The organism is Mameliella sp. LZ-28, assembly GCF_012274245.1.
Classification (GTDB): domain Bacteria; phylum Pseudomonadota; class Alphaproteobacteria; order Rhodobacterales; family Rhodobacteraceae; genus Antarctobacter; species Antarctobacter albus.
Genome location: NZ_JAANYX010000022.1, coordinates 50,441 through 75,258, shown reverse-complemented (window position 1 = coordinate 75,258; position 24,818 = coordinate 50,441). Strand labels below are relative to the sequence as shown.

At 64.9% G+C, this 24,818-nt stretch carries 16 protein-coding genes; 12 read left to right on the top strand and 4 right to left on the bottom strand.

Going from position 1 to position 24,818, the window contains the following annotated elements; all coding sequences use genetic code 11:
- Nucleotides 1-26: 26 nt before the first annotated feature.
- On the bottom strand, nt 27-1,148 hold the full coding sequence (gene gmd / locus G9Q80_RS12895; protein ID WP_043137280.1) for a GDP-mannose 4,6-dehydratase: 1,122 nt from the start codon (nt 1,146-1,148) through the stop codon (nt 27-29).
- 433 nt (nt 1,149-1,581) lie between these two features.
- Between gmd and G9Q80_RS12890 the strand changes: the two genes are divergently transcribed.
- From G9Q80_RS12890 to G9Q80_RS12850, 9 genes are all read left to right on the top strand, one after another.
- A complete protein-coding gene (locus tag G9Q80_RS12890; protein ID WP_088714238.1) occupies nt 1,582-2,241 on the top strand; it encodes a sulfotransferase in 660 nt (219 codons plus the stop codon).
- A gap of 254 nt (nt 2,242-2,495) precedes the next feature.
- Nucleotides 2,496-4,823 (top strand): LamG-like jellyroll fold domain-containing protein, encoded by a 2,328-nt coding sequence (locus tag G9Q80_RS12885; RefSeq protein WP_043137284.1) that lies wholly within the window; start codon nt 2,496-2,498, stop codon nt 4,821-4,823.
- 284 nt (nt 4,824-5,107) lie between these two features.
- Nucleotides 5,108-6,973 carry an acyltransferase family protein gene (locus G9Q80_RS12880; protein WP_088714237.1) on the top strand — a complete coding sequence of 622 codons (1,866 nt, stop codon included), beginning with the start codon at nt 5,108-5,110 and terminating at the stop codon, nt 6,971-6,973.
- A gap of 33 nt (nt 6,974-7,006) precedes the next feature.
- Entirely contained in the window at nt 7,007-8,941 is a 1,935-nt protein-coding gene (locus G9Q80_RS12875) for an acyltransferase family protein (protein WP_088714236.1), read from the top strand.
- Nucleotides 8,942-9,187: 246 nt separating this feature from the next.
- On the top strand, nt 9,188-9,961 hold the full coding sequence (locus G9Q80_RS12870; RefSeq protein ID WP_133066362.1) for a sulfotransferase family 2 domain-containing protein: 774 nt from the start codon (nt 9,188-9,190) through the stop codon (nt 9,959-9,961).
- Nucleotides 9,958-11,190 (top strand): hypothetical protein, encoded by a 1,233-nt coding sequence (locus G9Q80_RS12865; protein WP_074622076.1) that lies wholly within the window; start codon nt 9,958-9,960, stop codon nt 11,188-11,190. Before G9Q80_RS12870 ends, G9Q80_RS12865 begins: the two co-directional genes overlap by 4 nt.
- Complete coding sequence (locus G9Q80_RS12860) at nt 11,187-12,428, top strand: lipopolysaccharide biosynthesis protein (RefSeq protein WP_088714234.1); 1,242 nt, start codon at nt 11,187-11,189, stop codon at nt 12,426-12,428. The genes G9Q80_RS12865 and G9Q80_RS12860 overlap by 4 nt, the downstream gene beginning before the upstream one ends.
- A 49-nt stretch (nt 12,429-12,477) precedes the next feature.
- Complete coding sequence (locus G9Q80_RS12855; protein WP_088714233.1) at nt 12,478-13,665, top strand: glycosyltransferase; 1,188 nt, start codon at nt 12,478-12,480, stop codon at nt 13,663-13,665.
- A complete protein-coding gene (locus G9Q80_RS12850; protein WP_157903784.1) occupies nt 13,662-14,624 on the top strand; it encodes a sulfotransferase family protein in 963 nt (320 codons plus the stop codon). The genes G9Q80_RS12855 and G9Q80_RS12850 overlap by 4 nt, the downstream gene beginning before the upstream one ends.
- Here the strand turns inward: G9Q80_RS12850 and G9Q80_RS28745 are convergent.
- The gene (locus G9Q80_RS28745) at nt 14,548-15,330 is read right to left on the bottom strand and encodes a hypothetical protein (RefSeq protein ID WP_157903783.1); all 783 of its coding nucleotides are present in this window, start codon (nt 15,328-15,330) and stop codon (nt 14,548-14,550) included. The two genes, G9Q80_RS12850 and G9Q80_RS28745, sit on opposite strands and share 77 nt — an antisense overlap.
- A 527-nt stretch (nt 15,331-15,857) precedes the next feature.
- Nucleotides 15,858-16,616, bottom strand: a complete 759-nt coding sequence (locus G9Q80_RS12840) for a metallophosphoesterase (RefSeq protein ID WP_088714230.1) — start codon at nt 16,614-16,616, stop codon at nt 15,858-15,860.
- Nucleotides 16,617-16,884: 268 nt separating this feature from the next.
- On the opposite strand from G9Q80_RS12840, the gene G9Q80_RS12835 reads away from it, so the two are divergent.
- From G9Q80_RS12835 to G9Q80_RS12825, 3 genes are all read left to right on the top strand, one after another.
- A complete protein-coding gene (locus tag G9Q80_RS12835) occupies nt 16,885-17,931 on the top strand; it encodes a calcium-binding protein (protein ID WP_088714229.1) in 1,047 nt (348 codons plus the stop codon).
- A gap of 190 nt (nt 17,932-18,121) precedes the next feature.
- Nucleotides 18,122-21,436: a DUF4214 domain-containing protein gene (locus G9Q80_RS12830; protein WP_088714228.1), complete on the top strand. Its 3,315-nt coding sequence runs from the start codon at nt 18,122-18,124 to the stop codon at nt 21,434-21,436.
- A gap of 123 nt (nt 21,437-21,559) precedes the next feature.
- Nucleotides 21,560-23,197 (top strand): ABC transporter permease, encoded by a 1,638-nt coding sequence (locus G9Q80_RS12825; protein WP_088714227.1) that lies wholly within the window; start codon nt 21,560-21,562, stop codon nt 23,195-23,197.
- Here G9Q80_RS12825 and G9Q80_RS12820 read toward each other — a convergent pair.
- Nucleotides 23,194-24,792: a winged helix-turn-helix domain-containing tetratricopeptide repeat protein gene (locus G9Q80_RS12820; protein ID WP_088714226.1), complete on the bottom strand. Its 1,599-nt coding sequence runs from the start codon at nt 24,790-24,792 to the stop codon at nt 23,194-23,196. The two genes, G9Q80_RS12825 and G9Q80_RS12820, sit on opposite strands and share 4 nt — an antisense overlap.
- Nucleotides 24,793-24,818: the final 26 nt, after the last annotated feature.

The window sequence follows — 24,818 nt, the reverse complement described above, 5'->3', positions numbered from 1 at the left end:
CGAATGGCGATCGCGCGAGAGGGAACTCAGCCGTTTTCCAGCGCGACGGGAATATCGTAACCGTGTTCTTTCAGAAGTGCATGGCGACGCGCGACCTTGTGGTCGGCGGCGACCATTTCGGCGCACATTTCCTGGGCCGTGATTTCTGGCACCCAGCCCAGCTTTTCCTTGGCCTTGGTCGGATCGCCCAGCAGGGTTTCCACCTCGGCGGGACGGAAATAGCGCGGGTCGATGCGCAGCACCACGTCGCCCGGCTTGACCGCCGGGGCCAGGTCACCGGTCACGGCTGCGACGGTGGCGATCTCGTTCACGCCCTCGCCGGAGAATTCCAGCTCGATCCCCAGTTCCTTGGCGGTCCACTGGATGAACTCGCGCACGGAGTATTGAACGCCGGTGGCGATGACGAAATCGTCGGCCACCTCCTGTTGCAGCATCATCCACTGCATCCGGACATAGTCCTTGGCATGGCCCCAGTCGCGCAGCGCGTCGATGTTGCCCATGTAGAGGCAATCCTGCAGGCCCAGGGCGATATTGGCCATGCCGCGGGTGATCTTGCGGGTCACGAAGGTTTCGCCGCGGCGCGGGCTTTCGTGGTTAAACAGGATGCCGTTGCAGGCGTACATGCCATAGGCTTCGCGGTAGTTCACCGTGATCCAGTAGGCGTACATCTTGGCCACCGCGTAGGGGCTGCGCGGGTGGAAAGGCGTCTTTTCGGTCTGCGGGATTTCCTGCACCAGGCCGTAGAGTTCCGAGGTCGAGGCCTGGTAGAACCGGGTGGTCTTTTCCATGCCCAGGAAGCGGATCGATTCCAGCAGGCGCAGGGTGCCGGTGGCATCCACGTCGGCGGTGTATTCCGGGGCCTCGAAGCTGACCGCCACATGGCTCTGCGCGCCGAGGTTGTAGACCTCGTCGGGGCGCACCTCGGACAGGATACGCGTCAGGTTCGAGGTGTCGGTCAGGTCGCCGTAATGCAGGGTGAAGTTCTTACCGCTGGTGTGCGGATCGTGGTAGATATGGTCGACACGCTCGGTGTTGAAAAGCGAGGCGCGGCGCTTGATGCCGTGCACTTCGTAGCCTTTCTCAAGAAGCAGTTCCGCCAGGTAAGAGCCATCCTGACCAGTCACACCCGTGATAAGAGCTTTCTTCATCAATCAACCATTCTTTGCTGAGGCGGCCGCATAATCGACCGGTGTCCGCGTCGGCGTCCGCATATCGTAGTTTCCCACGGAGGCGCAACTTGAAAGCGGCCACCTGGCCGGGGGGCCGGAAGACGGGCGAAAAAGCGCCAAAAATTTGCACGCGGGCGCTGTTCGGGCAAGGCGTTCCTGCGCTCCCGGCAGGGGTGTCGGCGAGCCCGGAATGACCTGCACAGCCACCTGTGACGGGCGTCGCGGCGTGGAAACGACCATCAAAGAGGCAGCCGCCCGGCGATGACCCGCCGCGCGGTTTCCGCACCGTCATGATCGCTGGACCGATCCCGCCGAGTCGGGTAACAGGCGCCCGTGAATTGACGCACGTGACCCGGAAAAACGGACGATGCCAGGCATGGCCCGCCCTCCCGGAAACAGACTGGAACATTCTATGAAGCCGCGATTTTTCCAAGTTGGGTTCAACCGCTGCGGGACGACATCCATTGCCGACATGCTGGAACGCCAGGGCCTGACGGCGGTTCACCATTCCTACCTGCGCGACGGCGAGAAGCGGAACATCGCCCTGACCATCGCCGACAACCTGGAACAGGGGCGGCCGCCGCTGGACGGAATGGACGATATCGACGCCTTCACGGACGTGGAATACACCTCGGAAGAGCGGATCGTCGAAGGCTACAAGCATTTCCGCGAGATCGCCGCCGCCTATCCCGAGATGAAGTTCATCCTCAACATCCGCAAGCGCGACGACTGGATCAAGTCCCGGCTGGGCTTTGCCAATTACCTCGAACGCTATGCCGCCTGCTATGGCCTGACGCGTGAGCAGGTGATCGAGAAGTGGGAGCGTGACTGGGACACGCATCTTGCCGCCGTCCGCGCCGAGATCCCGGCGGAGCGGCTTTTGATCATGGACATCGACGCGCCGGACCCGGAGGCGGTCAACGCCTTCTTTGACTTCGACGCGGGATCGGCTTTTCGCCGCCGGAACAAGTCGATCAACGGGCCGCTGGCAAAATGGGCGCAGAAAGCGCTGCCCAAGGGGTTGGTCAAGGCCGTCCCGAACCGCTGGAAGAACTATCTCAAGGACTTCTGACCCAGCGCCGGTCACGTGACCGGCCGGGCCGTGACACGCCGCCAGCCGTTGCCTGAACGCCCGGGCACCGGACTGTGGCGCAGGCCGCTGTTTACCGGACCAGCCAATAACCTTGTCGCTCTCGGGAAGACCGAAGGACGGGCCAAGCCACGGAAACGCTGTTGAACGCAGTGCGGGTGACTGGCGCCTGTCCGGCCTCGGCTTCCCCCAGGAAACGCTGACTTTGAACAGTCACTCTCAGACGAGGTAATTCAATGGGACTCCTGAACCTGGAATCGGCGAGCATCGCCCTTGACCACAACAGCACCCCGGTCGCCCACGCCAAGAAATACATCATGTGGGCCGGCACCGACCAGGCCTGCCCGGTCTACAGCGACGTGGGGCTGACCACGATGATGGCCAACCCGTTGGTGGCGGACGAGAACGGGCAGTTCGAGCTGTGTTTCCTGGTCGACGGCGACTACAAGGTCGTCATCACGACCGACCGGGACAAGATCCTGTTCAGCCAGGATGACATCTCGGTCACCTCGCCGCTCTCCTTTGGCACGGCCAAGACCTTCAACACCGTCTCGCAACTGCTTGCGGACCGGGTTCTGGGCTACGGGGTTGCACTGGGCCGCCGGCGGGTGTCGCTGGGCGAGAACATCACTGTCAACGAGTGCGGCTTTACCTACCGCGTGCTGTCGCCCAGCGCATCTGCCCCGGACGTCATCACCGCAGGCGGGGTCAAGCTGAAGGTGGTCGCGACCGGAAACGGGTTCGACGTGCGTGCCTTTGGCGCAGTGGGCGACAACGAGGCCGATGACGGCCCCGCCATCCAGAAGGCGCTGGATGCCGCCTCTGTCGACGGGGGCGGCTGCGTGATCCTGCCGGTCGCGCCCAAACGCTGGTTGACGACACAGACGCTGATCGTGCCGCCCTCGGTCTCTCTGATCGGGTCGGCGCGGACCGGCGGCACCCGTGGTGGCGGGACGTCGAACCACGCGGTGACGCTGAACTACACCGGCACGGGCGCGGCGATCCAGTTGGGCACCGGGGCCGTGACCTGCGTGTCGGCGGCGGTCGAGGGATTGGCGATCGTGTCGGAGCCGGGCTATCCGAACTACCGCAACTTCGTCGGCATCCTGGCGTATGACTTCCGCAAGTCGCACCTTCGCAACATCTATATCGAAGGGGCAGAGACGGCCTTCTGCTTTACCGGTGAAGGCGGGGCCGTGGCCTATGTCGACACCGACAACCTGAATGCCTACGACTGTGTCAAAGGTGTCGAGATCGAATGCCCGACGCCGCTGGGACAGGTTTCGCCCTTTATCCAGGCGCTGCACCTGGGGGTGCGGGAAATCAACGGCTGCGGCACCGGAATCCGCCTGGGCGGCGGACAGCAGAACCACAGCCGGATCGAGCTGCGCGCGGCCGAACTGGGCGCTTGTGACATCGGAATCCTGGTGGATGGCGACAGCGGCGGCAAACGCCTGACGTGGCAGATCGACGGTCAGGCCTGGTTCGAACACAACACCAACGGCAACATCGTGCTGAATGCCGGGACGCTCTATGTCTCGGGCGACATCACGCAGCAGGACAGCAACGTCAGCGGCGGCTTCATCCAGAACGGCGGCCGCCTGATCCCGCTGGGCCGCGCCGCCTTCGAGGATTACTCGATCCATTTCACCGGCTTCACCTCGCGCGGGCTGGTGCGCGCCTGGTCCTTCGTCGATGAGGGTGACGACCATTTCCACTGTCCGATCAGCGGCGCACGGGCCGAGGTGATCGGCGGCGGCAGCAAGACCGGCACGCACACCCGTTACGGCGATGGCGTCGCAGGTGACGGATCCGGCGGCGGGGTGATCATCAACGACACCAGCATCGACTGGACCGCGGACTGGACCGTGGGCTTTCTGTGCTACAACACCACCAACGGCAACCACCTGGCCTTCAGCATCGAGGACAGCGTCACGGACAGCTCGCTGGACCTGTCGCCCCGCCCCGGCTACCTGCGCGTGCGCACCGAGGACAACGGCGGCGGCCGGGTGAGCGACGACCTGGGCAACGTGCAGGACAACTACCTGCGGCAACCGGTCTGGTACGTCATCAGCCACGATGCCACCGCCGGGACGATCCGTTTCCACGCCCCCAATGGCGAGGCGATCAACGAGGTGACGCGTGCGGTGCCCCCGGCCCTGACCTCTGGCGGATACACCGACTGGAAGCTGAACGGCGGGCAGAATTCGACCGTGGTGATCGACGAGGTGCTGGTCTATGACCGGCTGCTGTCCCCGGACGAGATCATGGCCCTGGTCGAGTTGCGGACAAACGCGGTGGCGGCCCTGGGCCGCGATCCGCGCGGCGGCATCAACCGACGCGGCACCCTGCAGACCAGCACCGACGCCAATGGCGAGATCACCTTTGCGCATGGCCTGCTGAGCCAGCCGGACTTTACCGCGGCGCAGATCACCGGCGACAACGACTACCGCGCCAAGACCAAGCTCTTTGACGCGCAAAACATGACGGTCGTGGTCAAGGACGGAGCCGACCTGCCGCTGGCCAGCACCCCCGTCACCCTGTCCTGGCGGGCCGAGATCTGACCGAACGCGCCGGGTGATGCCTGTCCGGCGACGGAGCTGACCGGGGCCTTGGGGCGGATGGATTTCCATCCGCCCCTTTCTTGTGCAACTGCCCGCCTCCCCCCCTGAGCGGACCAAGTTTCCGTTCCCCTGGGTCGGCAGTGCAGGTATTGATCGCTGCAAGGGCAACTGGTAGGGAAAGCGCGGTGGGTTTCCGCGCAAGTTTCTGCGCAACTAATTGATTTTGCTTCCACCTATCGACTCGAAGAGCAAGTTATTGACCGTCAGTGAGGTTGGCGCCCAACATGAGCACGGACAGTAGTCCCGGAACGGGCGGGTTTTCGGTTTCCTACCGCCGTGACATTGACGGCCTGCGCGCAATCGCCGTCGGATCGGTCTTTGTCTTCCATCTCGATCCGCATTGGTTGCCGGGCGGTTTCATCGGGGTCGACATCTTCTTTGTGATCTCGGGATTCCTGATCACCAGCATCCTGATGAACGACCTGGAACGCGACGGCATCCGCCTGGGCACGTTCTATCAAAGGCGGGTCGCGCGCCTGTTCCCGGCGATGATCGTCGTCGTCGTGGCGACGCTGATCGCCGCCCGGTTCATCTACATCGCGCAGGAATACGCCTCGGCCGGGGTCAATTCCGCCGCCGCCCTGCTGTCCGTCGCCAACATCAAGTTCTATTTCCAGGGCAACTACTTCGACATCTCGCCCGACTCGCAGCCCTTCCTGCATTTCTGGTCGCTCTCGGTCGAGGAACAATACTACCTGATCTACCCGCTGATGCTGATGATGCTGGGCCGGTTCGGAGCAAGTGTCATCGCGCGCGTCCTGTTGGTGATCACGGCACTGAGCCTGGCGGCCTGCATCGCCATGACCTTCGTCAACGCGAAGGCGGCTTTCTTCCTGCTGCCGTTCCGGGCCTGGGAGCTGGGGCTTGGCGGCCTTGCCGCCTTTGTCGCCAACGGGCGGATGGGCCACCTGCCGCCAGCTCTGCGACCCGGTCTGGCGCTGGCGGGGCTGGCCGCGGTCGCCGCCAGCCTTGTGGTCCTGCACGAGGGCTTGGCCTTTCCGGGCTATGTCGCCCTGCTGCCGGTCGCCGGAACCGCGGCGCTGCTGCTGGCCGGCACCCGCGGCGCCTATCCCGGCCAGCGGTTGCTGGCCTCGGGCCCAATGGTGGCCATCGGCAAGATTTCCTATTCGCTCTACCTCTGGCACTGGCCGGTCTTCAGCCTTGTCGACTATGCGCTTTTTGCCGAAAGCGACCTGTTGCGCCATGGGCTGAAAGTGGTCGTTACGCTGGCCCTGACGCTGGCGACCTACGCGCTGCTGGAAACGCCTGCGCGGCGGACCCTGAACCGACCGGACCTGCGGCTGCCGGTCTTTGCCGGGTTTGCCGTGGTGCTGGCGCTGTCGGTGCCTGCCGGGCTGTGGATCCGCAAGGAATTCTACGTCAACAGCAGCGTGACCGAGGCCGCCGAGGGGGGCAAGCTTTACCCGGGTCCGCAGGGCGCGCCCACCGTGGTGCTGGCCGGGGACAGCATCGGGTCGAACTTTGGCCGTACGCTGCGCGACATGTGCCATGACCTTGGCTGCACGCTGCATGTTCTGAGCGTCGCGGGCAAGAACAGCCTGCCGGTGACCGAGGGCAAGGACCCCGCGCTCTGGCGCAACAGCCTGGGGTTCATCGAACGGACGCGGCCCGATGTCGTGATCCTGGCGAACCACTGGTCAGGCAAGCTGTCCGGCGGGCAGGAAGGCCGCGCCGACCTGGCCCTGCAAAAGCTGCTGCCCCATGCCGGACATGTGGTGATCCTGGGACAGTTACCCGCATTGCCGCCCGACGCCACGCGCGCGGCAATGCGCGACGGCGCCCGCCCGCCCTTTGCCGAGCCGGAGGCCGACCGCCTGCGCCGGTCCGAGGTCAATGCACATCTCTCGGGCCTGGCCGGCGAGCGTGTCACCTATGTCGACGTGGCCAGCCCCTTTGTCCGCGAAACCGGCGAGGTCCTGTTCCTGGACGCCCAGGGCAACCAGATGTTCCGGGACGAACGGCACCTGTCCGATCTTGCCACAACCCGGCTGCGCAACCGGATCGAAGCGGCCTACCGCCAGGGTCTGACCGATGCGGCCCGCGCAAAGACCGCCCGCGTCGCCGACTGACACGGGCCAGCACATGACGACAGGACTGCAGGTATGAGCATCAGATACCGCCCCGAGATCGACGGCCTGCGCGCCGTGGCCGTGTTGAGCGTGCTTGTCTACCACCTCAAGATTTCGCTGGGCGGCGCGGTGCTGTTCAAGGGCGGCTTTCTTGGGGTGGACATCTTCTTCGTGATCTCCGGGTTCCTGATCACCCGCATCCTGATCGCCGAGTTCGAGCGCGAGCGGCGCGTCTCTCTGGCCGGGTTCTACCTGCGCCGGGTCCGCAGGATCATGCCGCCCCTGCTGCTGGTCATGATCTGCAGCCTGCCGGTCGCCTTCTTTCTGCTCCTGCCCAGCGAGATCGAGCGCTTTGCCCAGTCGCTGATGGCGGCCCTTCTGTTCTTCAGCAATTTCTTCTGGTTCTTCGAGCTGAAGGAATACGGCGCGCAATCCGGGCTGCTGCAGCCCTTCCTGCACACCTGGAGCCTGTCGATCGAGGAGCAGTTCTACCTGTTCTTTCCCGCCTTCATGGCGCTGGTTCTGCCGCGCATGTCGCGCAGGGGGCTGTTGAGCGTCCTTGTCGCACTTTTCGTTGTCAGCCTGGCGCTGTCCGTGGCAACCACTCAGGTCCGGGCCGATTTCTCGTTCTTTTCTCCGGTCAGCCGGGCCTGGGAACTGCTGGCCGGGGCGATCATGGCCATGATCCCGGCCCGCCAGCAGGACGGGCGCGGATCCGTGGCGCGGATCGTGCAACCGCTGGCGCTGGTCTTTCTGGTCGGGTGCATGCTGGCATTCGACCTGGCGGGCCTGGCCCATCCGGGTCTGCCGACGGTGCCCGTGGTGCTGGCGACCTGTGCGTTGATCTACTGCGCGGGGCCCGGCCTGATCGTCACCCGCCTGCTGTCCAGCGGACCGATGGTCTGGGTTGGACGCCTGTCCTACTCCTTGTACCTCTGGCATTTCCCGATCTTCGCCTTCGGGCGGCTGAGCAGCGTCGAAACACCCGGCGCCGCCGACATGGCCCTGTGGATCGCACTGACCTTTGCGCTGTCCTGGATCGGTTATCGCATCGTCGAAACCCCGTTTCGCCGGACGCTGGGATCGCGGGCCTTTGCGCTGTCGATGACCGGCGCGGTGGCCCTGGTCGCGGGCTTTTACGGGTTGAGCGAGCGCACGACCCTGCTGACCCAGGGCCGCGCCGCCGAGCTGGCAGAGATCTACGGGCCCAACGATTTCGACAACGAACGCCTGCGCGACGTGTCCTGGACGCCGCTTGCACAGCTTGCCGGCGGTGAAGAGATCGGCGCCTGGAACGCACATGAACCGTCACGCAACGAGGCCACGCAGCTGTGGTTCGGCGATGACGCGCGGCGCAACGTGCTGGTGGTCGGGAACTCTCACAGCAAGGACATGTTCAACGCGCTCTACCTGAACCGCGCCCTGTTCCCGGGGTACGAATTCGCCCGCTTTGGCCTGGACGGTCGGTTCCCGGCGGAGCAGATGCAGGAACTGACCGATGCGCCGAACTACAAGGCCGCCGACATCATCCTGCTGGCGCCGCGCTACAATACCGAGTTCGAGACCCTGCTGCCGCCGGTGATCGAGCGGATGAAGGCCGATGGCAAGGAGGTGATCGTGGTCGGCAACACGGTCGAGTTCATCTCTCCGGGGGAGCAGCCGATCTTTGACTGGTACATGCTGCAGTACCACGGCAAGGGCAACCTCGACCGGGCCAACGAGATCGCTTTCGGGGCCCAGGCCACCCAGGTGCGGGACCGGAACGCGCGGCTGCGGGACCTGGCCGGCGCGCTTGGTGTCACCTACCTGTCACGTCATGACCTTATCTGCGAGGACGCGGCCAAGACCTGCGCCATCGCGACACCGGAGGGCATGAAAACCATGTATGATTACGGCCACTGGACGATCGAAGGCGCACAGCATTTCGGCCGTGTCGCGGCCGAGCGGAACTGGCTGCCGGTGAACTGAAGATCGGCAAGGGCTTGCCGGTTGGCGGCCTGCTCTGCCAAACTCTTGGGCGCCGGGAGCCGCGAGCCGCGGAGTGGGGCGCCAGCGACGTTGCGGCAGCTTGCCGGGCCATTCGATCCGTGTTGAGTGACGCTGGAAAAGAAATAATTGCCGGGACGATTCGACCCGGGCCGGCAGGGCGGCGGACAGGCATCGACCGCAACACCGGTTTCGGGTTTTGACAACCAAGAGGCTTTGTTCGCCAAGATGATTTCGCACGAAGCGCGCTGCATTTTCGTCCACCAGAAAAAGGCCGCCGGGACCTCGGTCAAACGGGTGTTCCCGGACTTCGAGCTGGGCAGCCGGAACAGTTCCTACCTGAGCGACGGCCTGCTGTCGAAGGAGTGGAACACCGCGCCCGAGGTTCGGGAGTATTTCAAGTTCACCATCGTGCGGAATCCCTGGGACCGGTTCGTTTCCGGCTGGCTTTACTGCAAGCGTACGAAACACCGCCCGATCAAGGATGTCCTGCGCTGCCTGCCGCAGGAAACGATCAGCCTGCGCAACGTCTTTCTGCCGGATCAGAGCATGGCCGCACGCCGCGCGCATGCGGTGGAATTCGGCAGCCGCGGGGCCCGCAACCTGTCCTGGGCGCTCAAGGGCGTGTCCGCGCAGCGGCGTGACTGGCTGGGGCATGACTTCGTTCATATCGTCCGCCAGCAGCACAGCCTGATCGCGCATGAGGACGGACGCCTGGCGGTGGACCGCATCCTGTTCTACGAGGAACTGGACCAGGGGCTTGCCGCGCTTCTCGACCATCTTGGCCTGCCCAGGCAGGAAATGCCCAAGACCAACATGAACAAGAAACGGCGCGACTACCGCGATTATTTCGACGCCGAGGCGCGCGAACTTTTTGAGGCGGCCTTTGGCGAGGACATCGCCTTTTTCGGCTATGACTTCGAAAGCGGTCTGCGCACCCGGCGCTGGCCCTGGGACGATCCCGAACCGGCGCGGGCCGAACCCGCCGCCGCGCAATCATGAGACCTCCGGCCGCGATAGCCGGCCCCGGTGACGGCCCCGCCCCTCGACCGGACGGGCGCAACCGCAACCTGGCGGCCGACATCTTTGGCACCGCCTTTCTGTTCATCACCTTCACCCAGTCGGTCCTGGGCGGCGCCACCGGCTATCTTCTGTATTACACGCCGTTGGCGCTGATCTGCCTGGTGCTGCTGAACCTGGCCGATCCGCCACGCCGGATGCGGCTGCGGAAGGACGCCTACGTGGTGATCTGCACCGTGGTGTTCCTTGCCTGCCTGTCGATCAACGGGTTGCAATACGCGGTGGTCTTTACCCTTTTCGCGGCACTCTTCCTGCTCATCCCGATCGAGCCGCTGATCCGAAACCTGCCAAAATATGCCTATTACGCGGCGATCTTGAACGTCGGGCTCTACTATGGCGAGATCATCCTTGCCGGGCAGCTGGGTCTGCCCTTCGATCCCACGGTGTTCAACTATGGCGGCGCTGGCCGGGACGAGACGACCTATACCTGGGGCTTTGCCCGCTACGCAGGGCACCAGGCAGAGCCCGGCAACTTTGCCGCCAATCTCGCCGCGCTGGCGGTGCTGTCCATGCTGGGCGACCGCAAGCCCAACTGGTTCCACTGGCTGACCGTGGTCACGCTGACCAGCACGCTGTCGCTGACCTCGGTGGTGATGGCGATGATCCTGACCATCTCGATCCTGCTGGCCAACCGGCTGAACGCCAAGAACCTGATCATCTCGGTCCTGGCCCTGGTCGGCGCCGCTTTCCTGCTGATCCAGGTGGGGCCGATGATCGGGCTGCCGACGCTGGATTACCTGATCTACCGGCTGGACACGCAGGGCGCCTCGGACGGCAGCATCCTGTCCAAGGGGCGCCTGATCGGTGACGTGACCGGGCGCAATGTGGTCGATACGCTCATCGGCAACCGCCATGACGTCTGCGACTATTGCGGTTATGCCCAGTCGCTTGGCTTTGCGTTCTACATGGTGTTTCACGGCGGGCTGACCGGCGCGCTGGCAGTGTTTCTGATCACGCTGATCGCCTGGCGGCGGCTGGGTCGCCGGGGCCTTGCCCTGGCGATGGTCCTGCTGCTGCTGCGCAGTACCTTCTACTTTCCGCAGGCCGTCTTCATCTTTCTCGTGATCGCGGTCATGCCGGGGCAGACCAGCCCGAGGGACAGACCCGTCCCCGCGCCATCCCGCGTCGTCGGGCAGGGATATTCCGCATGAAGAAAATGATTGGTTTCGCGACGCGGATCCTGTCGTTGCGCCTGGTCATCATCACCCTGTCACTGGCCCAGACGACGCTCTGGGCAACGGCCCTGGGCACCACCAGCTTCGGTCTCGTCTCGACCTATCTCAGCGCGCAGGTCTTTACCTGCCTGATCGCGCGGCTGGCGGCGGACAACATCCTGGTGCGCTATTACAAGGTCAGCCCCGAGATCCTGCGCGAGAAGTTCCTAGACTACCTGCTGTCGGCGCTGTTGACCTCTGTCCTGGCGGGGGGCGTGGCGCTGGCGCTGATCGGCGGGTTGATCCTGCGCAGCTGGCCGCCGCTGGAAAGCCTGATCTTCCTGGGTTTTGTCACCGCCTTCAACTGTTCGATGATCCTGTCGCGTATCCTGCTGGCCCAAAAGAAACAGGTGCAGGTCTCGCTTTTTGCCAATGCGCTGCCGGTGGGCATCAGCGTGGCGCTCTTCGGGCTTTCGGTCCTGTTCGAAAGCAAGTTCGGCGAAACCGGCCATTTCGCGGCGCTGGCCTTCCTGACGCTGGGCTACGTGGCCTCGTCCGTGGTCTTTGCCCTGCTGCTGCGCCCCTTCCTGGCCGAGTGCCGCGCCGCACGGGCGCCCGGGTTCCGCTACCGGCTGTTGCTGGGCAGCGACCAGTGGCACGTCCTGGGTTACCAGACGTTGAGCTCCTTCAACGGGCACGGCACGACACTGGCCATCGCGGCGCTGTTTGGCCCCACGGTCACCGGCGTCTTTGCCCTGGCCAACCGTTTTGGCAGCCTGCTGACCTATCTCAACGAACCGGGCCGCGTCTACGTCATGCCCATCGTGCCGGGCAAGAACGCACGCCAGCTGCGCAATCTCTACCGCCGGATGCTGGTGTTCAGCCTGGCACTGGGACTGGCCGGGGTCGCCTTCCTGCTGCTGGCCTATGCGCTGGTGCCGCTGCCCTTTCCGACGGACCCGCCGTTCGAACTGTTCGCGACCATCATCATGGTCGGGGCCGCGGTGCATGTCTTTGCCGGGCCGGTCGGCGCCATGCTGGCCATGAGCGGCAACGAAAAGAAGAACCTGATCGCAAATCTCGCCGGTTTCGCGGTCGCCGTGCTGGCCATCGGGTTGGCGGCCGTCATGGCCGATCCCATCTACGCGGTGATCGGTGTCGCCGCCTCCATGTCCACCATGAAGCTTGTGAACACGTTCAGTTTTTTCGGTTACCTGCGCCGCCAGTCCGGTTGATGCCCCATGCCCGCGCCAGTATAGGGGCGCCAGAACGAAAGTGTATTAGATGAGCCAATTCGAGAGCATATCGGGCTTCGACCGGATACGGGTCGTGACCCCCGTTTTCCCGCATCCCCGGCACCCCGAACGTGGCCGTTTCCTGGCCAACCTGACCGACGCCTGGCGCGCGACGGCCCGCCAGATCGACGTCTTCAGCGTGGAAACCCTTGGCTTTCGGATCAAGCGCGCGTTGCGCCCCGCGCAGGATGTCTCTCAGCCCGGCATCAAGGTCACCTGGGCCCCGACCCTTGGGCAGCCGTTCGGCGGGGTCTTGCCGCAACGGGTCCGCCGCAGGATGCGACGTTACAACCACCGGCGCGTCGTCGCCGCCATGACCGGCGCCGAGCGCGGCGCCTTCATCTATGCCAAGTTCATCTCGGCCGGGGCGATGGCGCGCAAGGTTTCGAAAATCACCGGCGAGCCATATTTCGTCGACCTGGGCGAGAGCAAGACCTTGCTGACCGGGCCGAAACACATCCTGGCCGAGCGGCGCGCGGTCATGGCCGACGCGACGGGCGTGGTCTGCGTTTCGCCGCGCCTGCGGGACGAGGCCATCGAGCTGGGCGCCGATCCGGACAAGGTGCAACTGATGCCCAACGCGCCCGATCCGGCACTGTTTCACCCGCGCGACCGTGCCGCCTGCCGGGCAGAGCTGGGGCTCGATCCCGAGGCATTCCTGGCGCTTTACGTCGGGCGGTTTTCGGACCGCAAGGGCGTGCTGCGCGTCGACGCGGCGCTCAAGCAGATGCGCACGCCGGTGCAGGTCGCCTACTTGGGCAGCGGAGAGCTGAAGCCGGATTTCGCGGGCAAGGTGTTTCAGGGCAGTGTCGGCCACGATCAACTGCCCCTGTGGATGAACGCGGCGGATGTGCTTGTCCTGCCGACACTGGCCGAGGGCTGCTGCAACGTGATCGCCGAGGCGATGGCCTGCGGGCTGCCGGTGGTCAGTTCCGACATCGACGACATCCGCTGGCAGGTGCCCGCGGAGGGCGTGGTGCTGGTCGATCCGCGCGACCCCGCCGCGATTGCCGCCGCGCTGGACGACCTCGCCTCTGACAGCGACCGCCTGGCGGGGATGCGCCGGGCGCTGGCAGACCGGGCGGCCCTCACCGATGGCGACGGGCGCAGCATGCAGGTGCTGAAATGGATCGCCACGACCCTGGACCGGTCCCCATCCGAAAAGGTCTGCGCATGACAGCCTGCCCGCTTCGCCCCGTCTTTATCGGCGCCTGCCCGCGCAGTGGCACGACCTTTCTGGGCGAACGGTTGGGCGCGCTGCTGAACGGTCGTGTCACCCCGGAGTCCCAGTTCAAGCGGGACCTGCTGGCCGCCTTTGCCAAGGGCCGCACGGACAAGCTGCAAGGCATCCTCGACAAGAGCTTTTACTACCGGCTCTGGACCGACCGCCCCGACCAGGCGGCGCTGGACGCCGCCGCTGCCGAAGGGGTCGAACCCTATTTCGCGCGGCTGGTCTTTCCCGAGGGGATCGACACCCATCCGACCGGCATCTGGGTCGATCACACGCCGGTCAACTTCAGCCTGTTCAACATCCTGCGCGACAGCTTTCCGCTGGCGCGTTTCGTGCATATCGTCCGCGACGGGCGCGCGGTCTATGCCTCGGTCCAGAAACTCAGCTGGGGTCCGAACAACCCGGTCGAGGGCGCCTGGTGGTGGCGGGCGCAGGTCTCCGCCGGGCTGGCCGCCAGCCAGATGTTCCCCGACACCTGCATCACCGTTACCTACGAACGGCTGGCCAGCGGAGATCTGGCGGAATGGACACGGCTGATGCGGTTCCTGCGCGACGATTCCGACCTGACCCTGACCGAGGCCGATATCAATGCCCAGGGCAATTACGACGTCCCCGAGTTCACGAGACACCAGCATTCGCTGGTCGGCGCCGGAATCGCCTCCGTGCGCACCGAGGCCTGGAAGACGGAGCTGAGCGGGCGCGAGATCGAGATCTTCGAGGCCAATGCCAACAGTCTGCTGGATCCGCTTGGGTACGAACGGCTTTACCCCCATGCCAAACACGCCTCGCGGCGCGAAAAGCTCGCCTTTGGCGAATGGCCGGTGCGGATCAAGGCGGCACCGCTTCGGACCCTGCGGTCCAGGCTGCGCCGCGCCCGCGTCGCCTCGCCCGGAAAGGCCGGTTGAGATGAGCAGCCTGGGCCGCACCAAGGACAAGATCCTCGCCCGGATGGGGCCGCGCGCCAATCTCTGGCCGCGCCTGCGGGCGCGCGCCAGCGGCGGGCGCCCCTTTGCCTATCACGGCATCCAGCGGTCCGGCACCAACTACTGCCTGAAGTCCCTGCGCGCGCTTGGCACGCTGCCGGTCAACATGTTCGACGGCGCCCGCAACGCCCCCACGCACAAGCATTTTCGCTGGCAGCCGGACAAGACCAGCATCACGCTGGAACCGCGCTTTGCCAACAGGCTGACCGCCGGGACACTGGCCGAGTTGAACCGCACCGCCGGCTACCCCGAGGGCACCCGCCACCTGGTGATGCAGAAGCGGATCGACGGCTGGGCGGTCTCGATCGTGAACTGGGGGCTGTTCTGCCGCTGGTGGCCCGACGTGGAAACCGCGCTGGCCGACCGCCAGCGCATCTTTGAGGAATACCACCACTACAACACCTTCTGGCACGGTATGGCGGCGCAGGCGCCGGATGACGTGGCCATCCTGGATCTGAACACGGTTCTGGACAGCAAGGGGCAGGCGCTTGTCTCTGCGCTCGACCGGCTGGGGGTCGCGGCCCATGCGGGGCTGCACGAAAAACAGCGAGCCCTTGTTGTAGAACGGGTTCAGGATGAGGATGAGCACCGCAAGCACGGCAAGAACCGGCAGAAGGAGGATACTCATGAAAATGTCGAAGCTTCGCTTCGTGGCCCGGAAAACCCTGGCCCTGGCAAGGCCGCCTTCCTGGTAGGACAATCCGGCGGAAATTGCCGTCTCATCCAGAGTCCTAACGTCAAACATATCGCCCCCAAGAGGTATAATGTCAGATTAAACGCTGCACCTGCACAGTCACACTTATTGATATCTGATGTAGGGTAGCGTCAGTCGCAAAGTCAATTAACAAAACCTTAAAGGTCCCGGGCTGAGTCCCAAACGGCACGTTTTCGCCAGAATTTGAAGCAAGCTAAGGAAGACATCTAAGATTCAACAGCTTGACATGTTTTGGCCTGCTGCTTTCGCAATCATTCCATTCGGGAAAAGGCGCAGGCAATCTTCAACCTCAGGGGGAAATTCAACCGCTATCCGGGTGTTTGCACCTGCAGAAAAACCAGCCTGATCCGCGACTTCTCTAGCCCTGTCAGATGCCTGGTCAGCGCCCCGGCAACCCCCGGAGGATCGCCGCGGAAATCGCTCTCGGATTCGCCGCGAAACTATGCGTGGATGTAGGTCACGCCATCCGCCTCGACCAGGGCGGCGGACAGGACACCGGTGGCATAGGCACCGGTGTCGGTCGGGATACGGCCCTGCTCAACCTTCGGCGACTCGGCGATCGTATGCCCATGCACCACCCAGAGGCCGTCGGCCCGGGGCTTGCGGCGGAAATCGGGATGCCCCCAAAGGAAATTCCCGCGTTCCTGCCCGGCTATCGGCAGGGCTGGGTCCGCGCCCGCATGGACGACCACCACGTTGCCGGTCTGCCAGGTCAGCGGCAGCCCGCGCATCCAGGCGATCGTGGCCTCGCCCAGCGCCTCGGCCAGGCGGTCCCGCATCTCGATCCACTCGGCCTCGGGGCGTTCGCCAAGGACGGGCGGCACACGATAGCTGGCCAGTGTCTGCAACCCGCCATAGCGCAGCCAGCGCGGTCCGTTGGCAACCGGGTCATCCAGAGTGTCCAGCAGCATCTTTTCATGGTTGCCCATGATGCAGTGCATCAGGTCGCCTGCCGCCTCGCTCAGCACCGTCATGCGGCGCAGGACACGCGCGGTTTCCTCGCCCCGGTCGACGTAGTCGCCGACCATGACCAGCAGTGCCTCCGGATGTCCCAGCTTGTCCAGGCGATGCAGCAGGCGATCGAGAAGTCGGTCACACCCATGCACATCGCCAATGGCGAAAAACGGGGTTTCGGGACGAAGCGGCTCTTGGGGAAGGTCCGGTTCCTGGGACGGCTGTTTGCGGCTGCGCAGAATCATGTTCCAAGATGTAAGTGTTTCCACCCGAACGGCAAAGCAGGAAGCGAACCACGGTAAATGCCTTTGGCAGCCTTTCGGCGTCGCTTTGCCGCTGTTTGGCGCGATTATTCCCGGCAGGCGGGTTTCCCGACAGGCCGGTTCGCCGCATGATCGTAGCGGCGCCGTGCTTCAAAGCTGGCGTTAACCGCAGGAGACAAGAACATTTGCCTTGCACGGCCAGGGTCGCGACACTCCTTGCGCAAAACGACAAGAGAAACGAGGCAGAGCCATGATCTTTCTGACCGGCCTACTGGGCATGATGGCGATCGGATCGCTGGCCTTCCTCGGCATCGGGTCCGGTGACGACGGCGACGAAGACGACGATTTCGCCAGGGTCCCCGAAGAAGACGCCGTCGGGGACGCCCCTGTCGATACCCTGGACGACTTTCCCCTGCCGGACACGTCTCCAACCGATACCGCCCCAGCCGATACCGCCCCCGAGGCGGCCGAAGGACCCGCCCCCGCCGGCCCCGTTTCCGAAGACACCGCGCCGGACGGAACTGGTGATCTGTCTGACTTCGAGGGAACCGATGACTTCGACCTGCGCACGGGCACGGCGGGTAACGATCTCCTGCGCGGCGACGTCGGGGCTGACCGGCTGGATGGCGGTGATGGCGACGACAGCCTGGAAGGCCAGGCCGGGCCTGACGACCTGTACGGTGGCGCCGGCGATGACCTGCTGTCCGGCGGCAATGGCGAGGACAGGCTGAATGGCGGCGAGGGCGCTGATTATCTGCGCGGCGGCGCGCATGACGACGCGCTGCATGGCCGCGACGGCGACGACACGCTGATGGGGGACAAGGGAGAGGACACGCTGTTCGGCGGCGCGGGCAACGACCTGTTGTCCGGCGTCCACCTGGACGAGACGGGTGAGGATGACGACGCGGGCGATTTCCTCAACGGCGGCACCGGGGACGATACGGTGATTGCGGGCGAAGGCGACGTTGTCTCGCTGGGCGCCGGGGCAGATGTGCTGGTCCTTGGCGAATGGATGACAGAGAGCGGCGCCGACATCCTCGATTACGATGAAGAGGAAGACCAGTTGATGGTCGTCTACAACGACAGCCTGCACGGCGATGAGCCGGACCTGGACATGCGCCCCAATGCCGAGAATCCGTCACTGACCGAAATCCTGCTGGGGGACGAGGTTCTGGCCACCCTGCCCACCGAAGACGCTCCGGACATGGACCAGATCGTCCTGATCGCGGAAAGCGCCCTGACCGACCTCGGGCTGGATATGGGGCCCGATATCGCCCAGGTGCGGCAGGCAGGCTGAGGACCCCATCTTATGCCCGGTTCGGCCCGCGCCACCTGCGCGGGCCTTTTTTCATGGCCGTGCGACCCGCCGATCATCCGACCACATAAAAATCATTTAAAATAGAGCCTTAAGTCCAATTTTTTGCCACACCCCGGCCCCGGACAAGGCGCGCAACAGGTCGAGTCTCCCCCGGAAAGAGGGGTGAGTCATGGCGGCATTCAGCATGTCCCTGGCATCGGCGACGGCCACTGGGACGTTTGTTCAGGACTATCATTTCGGCACCAACGCGCTGCACGAAATCAACATCGCCACCGATGGGGACATGCTGCCCCATGACGGCTTCGTTGCGGCGGTCGATGCGCTGGACCTGACGCATCTGCGGTATCCCGGCGGCCATGCCGAGAACACGATCGACATCACCCGCCTGGACAACGGCCAGCTGCGGGCAGAGGTGCGGGCCTTCATGGACTGGGTGGTTGCCAACAGCTCGCCCGGCCACATGATCCAGGTCACCTTCGTGCTGCCGACCAAGGTGGACATCCCCGCCGCGCAGATCGAGGCCTTCGTCTACCTCCTGCTGGAGGAATACGGCGACCATGTCTCGGGGCTGGAGATCGGCAACGAATATTCCATCGGCAAGCGTGTCGACGGCTTTGACCGCAGCACCCACCCGGAGGACAACCCGAACAGCGATTTCGTCTCGTCCATGAACGAGACCGAATACGGAATCGCCGCGAACCGGGTCATCAATGCCGCTCAGGATGCCATAGATCGGCTGCAACGCGATCACCCCGAGCTGGGCCACGACCCGGCGATCCTGATCCAGCTGGGCGACATCAGCGGCGCGGGCAGCGCCTACAAGGGCAACGGCAACTGGGACGAGGCGAACGAGGCGATCCTGTCCTGGCTGGACCAGCGCGCGCTGGACGCGATCGACGGTGCCGTTGCGCACTACTACTACAACATCCAGCACGATGACTCGGTTGTCTTCGAGGACAGCAACCAGACGGGCCGCAGCATCGACCTGCGCATCGACAACTTCAACATGCACCTCGGCCGCGATGTGCCCGTCTACATCACCGAATGGAACGTCCTGAATTCCAACGCGAACCAGCAGGGTATGGCTGCCGCCTCGACCCTGGTCGAGATGTTCGAGTTCATCGTTCAGACCGAAACCGCCGATGCCTTCATCTGGCCGCTGCAGCACCGCACCTCGAACACCATCGCCGGCAACCGCAGCGCCGAGGACATGGACCTTTCCGCCGGCGGCGGCGCCTTCCGGATGATGGCCGACAGCCTGCGCCCGGAAACCAGCGCGGAAACGGGCCATGTCGAACGCTTTGAAAGCATCGAGACAGAGTGGAACGGGAGCAGCGGCGAGGTCGAGATAAACTACTACGCCAGCCCCTACCACGACGTGATCTATGTCTCTCTGCGCGATCTCGATCCCGGGACGGTCACGCTGGACCTTGCGCCTTTCCTCGACGAGGCCACAGGCGTGACGGTTACGCGGCTGACGATGGATCCCGCCTCTTCGGACGGGCTGAGCGACCTCGCGGACGACGACGGGCTGAACCGGATCGGGCGCCGATACATCGACGCCGATGAACTGGCGATCCTGTCGCAACTGGCCTTCTTCGACGAGACCAACAAGAACCATGTTCAGGACCTGGGAGGCGGCCAGTACCGCACCTACCTTCCGACCGCGACAGGCATCGTGGCGCTGGTCGCCAATCCGCAGGGCATCTCGGACTACTACTTTGCCACAGAGGTCGATGTGGCACCGATGTTGGTGGATGTGACGGGCGATCACCTGAACAGGGGCAGCGTGGGACTGTCCATGCTGCCCTACGACGTGGTCCAGATCGTGATCGAAAAGAAATGGGTCCAGGAAGGCAGTGCCGCGGACGACCGGCTGACCGGCGGCCTCGGCCAGGATGTCGTCCTGGGACGCGAGGGCAATGACACGATCGCGACCGGCGAGGGGGACGATACGGTCAAGGGCGGTTTCGGGGACGATCACCTGGATGCCGGGTCGGGGGCCGATTACATCGTCGCGGGCAGTGGCAATGACACCGTGTTTGGCGGCGCCGGGAACGATCTGATCGTCGCCGGCACCGGCACCAAGATCATCCAGGGCGGCGCGGGCAAGGACACGGTGCGGCTGGACGGAGCCAGCGGCAGCTATTCGGCCAGTTTCAGCAACGGGGTCCTGCGGCTGGTCAGCGCCGATGCCGATGTCCGGCTGCAAGGGGTCGAGGTGCTGGACTTCGACAACCGGACCGTGTCCGTCACCGACTACCTCAACGAGATCGGCGGCGCGCCCACCGGCCTCTACGGCACCGCGAACGACGACCAGCTGACCGGCACATCCGACAGCGAGATCATCAGCGGCGGCGATGGCAGCGACATCCTGCTGGGTCAGGGCGGACAGGACACGCTGATCGGGGGCGCGGGTGACGACCTGCTGATCGCCGAGGGGCGCGGGCTCTACGGGACAGAGATGTCGGAACAGGTCTTTCGCATCTACAACGCGGTCTTTGGCCGTGAACCGGACGTGCACGGGCACCAGTACTGGGTGACACAGCTTGCCTCCTCGGCCATGAGCCACGCAGAGGTGTCGGGACATTTCATGTCCTCGCCCGAGTTCCAGCGGACCTATGGCACCACCACGGACGCCGAATTCGTCACCCTGCTGTACCAGAACGTGCTGTCCCGGGCGCCGGATGCCGCCGGGATGGCCGCATGGCTGGACTATCTCGACGGAGGCATGTCGCGCCAGATGGTGGTCCGGCATTTCGCCGAAAGCCCCGAGAACCGGGCAGGCACCCAGGATGCGCAGGCCGCTTTCGATGGCCGGTGGGATGCTTCCAACTGGTCGGATGACCTGTTCCGCCTCTACCAGGCCATGCTGGGCACGGACCCCGACGCCGCGGCGTTCCAGGACTGGATGCAGTCGCTGACAGGGGGGGCGACGATGCAGGATGCGGTGGCCGGTCTCATGGCCCTGCCCGCCTACCAGTCCGGCCTTGGGGCCGTGGGCGATGCCCAGTTCGTCACCCAGCTGTACCGCAACCTCCTCGACCGCAGCCCCAACGGCGCCGAACTGGCCAGCTGGACGGCGGCGCTGGAGGGCGGGCTTGCCCGGTCGGCGGTGATCCTCGACCTTGTCGGCAGCCCCGCCGCGATCACGGCCAACGACGCGGCGGTGCACGCCTACATGCTGAGCCTCGGCCCCGACGATGTGCTGGAGGCCGGAACCGGCGACAACATCCTGTCGGGCGGGCTATACAGCGATACCTTCGTCTTTGACCGTGGCGACGACGGCACCCATCTTGTCACCGACCTGGAGCCCTGGGATCGGGTGGACCTGTCCGACTTCGGCTATGCCGATGCGGATGCCGCCCTGGCCCGGATGAGCCAGCAGGGCGATAACGTCATCTTTCAGGACCAGGGCGTGACCGTGGTCTTCAACGACCAGCAACTGGGCCAGATCACCAGTGACATGATCCTTTACGCCTGACCGCCTGCCACCCCCTGTCCCCGCCCCGACAGGGGCCGCGACGCTTGACTCTCCTGCCGATCCTCGCCAATCCCGATCAAAACGCTCGGCCGGGTGAAAGACCCGCGCCCAGAGGAGGCAGCCATGCAGCAACGGCACCGCACAGTGACCGAGCGGCTACTATACGCCGTCGCAATCCTGATCGCGGCGTTCTGCGCCCTGCCCCATCTTGGAGTCCTTCTGGCCGCGGTCTCTGCCGAAAGCGATACCCTGGCCCATCTCGCCCAGACGGTGCTGGGCCGCTACACCGCCACGACACTGATCCTGCTCGCGCTTGTCTCTGTCGGGACGCTGCTGATCGGCACCGGGGCAGCCTGGCTGGTGGTCATGACCGAATTCACCGGGCGCCGCATCCTCGAGGTGGCACTGGTACTGCCGCTCGCCTTTCCGGCCTATGTCATCGCCTATGCCTACACGCATCTGCTGGACCATCCCGGCATCGTGCAGGCCACCCTGCGCGACATCACCGGCTGGGGGCCGCGCGACTACTGGTTCCCGGAAATCCGGTCGACCGGCGGCGCGGCGGCGATGCTGATGCTGGTGCTTTACCCCTACGTCTACCTGTTGGCCCGTGCCGCCTTCATCAGCCAGAGCGCGACCACGGTCTTTGCCGCCCGTTCCCTGGGCCGGACGCCGCTGGGGGCCTTCTTTTCCGTGACACTGCCGATGGCGCGTCCCGCCATTGCCGCAGGTGTCCTTTTGGCCGCGATGGAGACCATCGCAGACTATGGCACCGTGTCCTATTTCGGGGTTCAGACCTTTGCGACCGGGATCTACACCAGCTGGTTTTCCCTGGCCGACCGGGCCGGCGCCGCGCAGCTGGCCCTGGGGCTGCTGGCCTTTGCCCTGCTGCTGGCGGTGCTGGAACGCAAGAGCCGGGGGCAGGCCCGCTACCATTCGGGACGACGCAGAGAGCCTGTGCCGCGTGCCCCCCTCAAGGGCGGGCTGAACGCCGCCGCGCTGGCGGCTTGCAGCCTGCCGGTGCTGCTGGGCGCGCTGATCCCGGCACTGGCCCTGCTGACGATGGCGATCGGATCGGAACAGGACATCCTCAGCCGCCGCTACATCCGGTTCATCGAGAACTCGCTGACCCTGGCCACCGTCGCCGCGATTGTCACCGTCGGGGCCGCGGTGATCCTGGGCAGCATCAGCCGTATCCTGCCCGGCCGGCTCACCGGCATCGCACTTTATGTCGGGCGGCTGGGCTATGCCGTGCCCGGCGGGGTGATCGCCGTTGGCCTGCTGGTGCCCTTCGCCGCCTTCGACAACGCGCTGGACAGCTGGATGCGGGACACCTTCGACATCTCCACCGGCCTTTTGTTCACCGGCTCCATCTGGGTCCTGGTGGGCGCCTACATGATCCGTTTCCTGGCTGCCGCCATCGGCGCCTACGAGGGCGGGATTTCCACCGTCAGCCCCAACATGGACGCCGCCGCGCGGGTGCTGGGCCAGAACGCCGTCGGCACCGTGCGCCGCATCCACATGCCACTGCTGAGGCCCAGCCTGCTGACCGCCGGTTTGATCGTCTTTGTCGACGTGATGAAGGAACTGCCCGCGACGCTGATCATGCGCCCGTTCAACTATGACACGCTGGCGGTACAGGCGCACCGGCTGGCCGCCGACGAAAGGCTGGAAGGCGCCGCCGTGCCCAGCCTCGTGATCGCCGTTCTGGGCCTCTTGCCGGTCGTCCTGCTGATCCATCGGATGCGCAAGGAAGACTAGCCCTCGGGCATTCCCGCCTCCCGCATGACGTCCAGCCAGCGCTCCGCGGTGCCCTCGGGTTTCCAGTTGGGGGCGATCCGCGTCACCTCGACCTTCAGCGTATGACCCGGTTCAACCGCAAGAAAACGCGCCATCGCGTCGCGCGCCTCATCGGTCCTGCCCAGGCAGATCAACAGGGCGGCGAGCGCCTTGTTCGACGGCGGCGGCGGCGAGGACATGCTCAGCATCGCCTCCAGCCCCGCCTCGCAGTCACCGCTTTGCCAATAGGACCAGCCCATCTGCCAGCGCAGCCAGTCCCCGTGCAGCGGGTCCACCCGCTTTGCCCGTTCCAGCGCCTCGATCCCCTCCTCGGCCCGGCCCTCGTAGACCAGCGGGATGGACATGGCGATCAGCACCAGCGAATCCGATGGATTGAGCTCTGCCGCGCGCTTGTAGTGCTCGATGGCCTCGACATGATGACCCCGCCGGGACAGCACCCGCGCAAGCGTGTAGTGGGACATGTAGTTCCGGGGGTTCTTGCGCATGGCGATTTCCGCCAGCTCCTCGGCTTCGTCCAGAACGTCTTCCATCGGCGTCATCCAGCCCATGTGGCTGGCCGTGCCCAGCATCAGCGACGTGCCGATATAGCCCCATTCGGACTCCGGTTCCTCGCGGATCGAGGTGCGCTCCAATGCAATCGCCTGCTCCCAGTGCTCGCGGCTGAGCTGGCTCATCAGCTTGCGTGCCTGCATCCCCCGCAACAGCGAATCCACGCCGCCCGCACCGGTCCGGTCGGGCAGGTCGATCATCACCGTTTCACCGACAACCGAGGCCACATGGCGCACGATCTCGTTTTGAACCACGAAGAGGTCGTCAAGGTCACGCTCGTACTGGTCCGACAGGATATGCGCGCCTGTGCCCGTCTCGATCAACTGGATGGTGACCCGCAACCGCTGTCCGTCGTATTGCTGGCTGCCTTCCAGAACATAGCCCGCGCCCAGCGCCCGCCCGATCTCGCGCACGTCGGTCGGCGTCTCTCGGAACTGGAAACTGGAATTGCGCGCGACCACCCTGAACTGCGGAAAGCGCGCCAGCTCGGTGATGATGCCCTCGGCCAGCGCGTCGCTCAGGTAGCCCTGCAGCGGCTCGGGACTCAGGTCCTCCAGTGGCAGGACGGCCAGAACCGGCGCCCGCGCGTGGCTGTTGTCCTCGGGGTAGAAGGCCATGCCCAGGACACCGGCACACAGCAAAACAACCGCCAGCAACAGCGGCAGGATGCGTTTCGGGGTCTCGGCTGGGCTCACAGCGGTACTGGGCGGAACAAAGCGATAGCCCTTGCGCGGGACGGTCTGGATCACCTTGCGATCGGTATCGCCCAGCGCGCCGCGGATCTCGGCAATACATTGCACGAGGCTGTCCGTCCCAACGGTCCGCCCCTCCCAGACCTGCTCGGCAAATTCCGCCTTTTCGATGGTCCGATTGGGCGACATGGCCAGCAGGCGCAGAACCTCGCTTGTTTGCGGGCGCAGATTCACGAGAGCGCCGGTTGGCGTCCGCAGCGCCCCGTCCGTACCGTCCAGGGTGCAGTCCGTCGTTTCGAATTCGTAAATTTTCACCGGTTTTCGTTCGGTAATTCGATCAC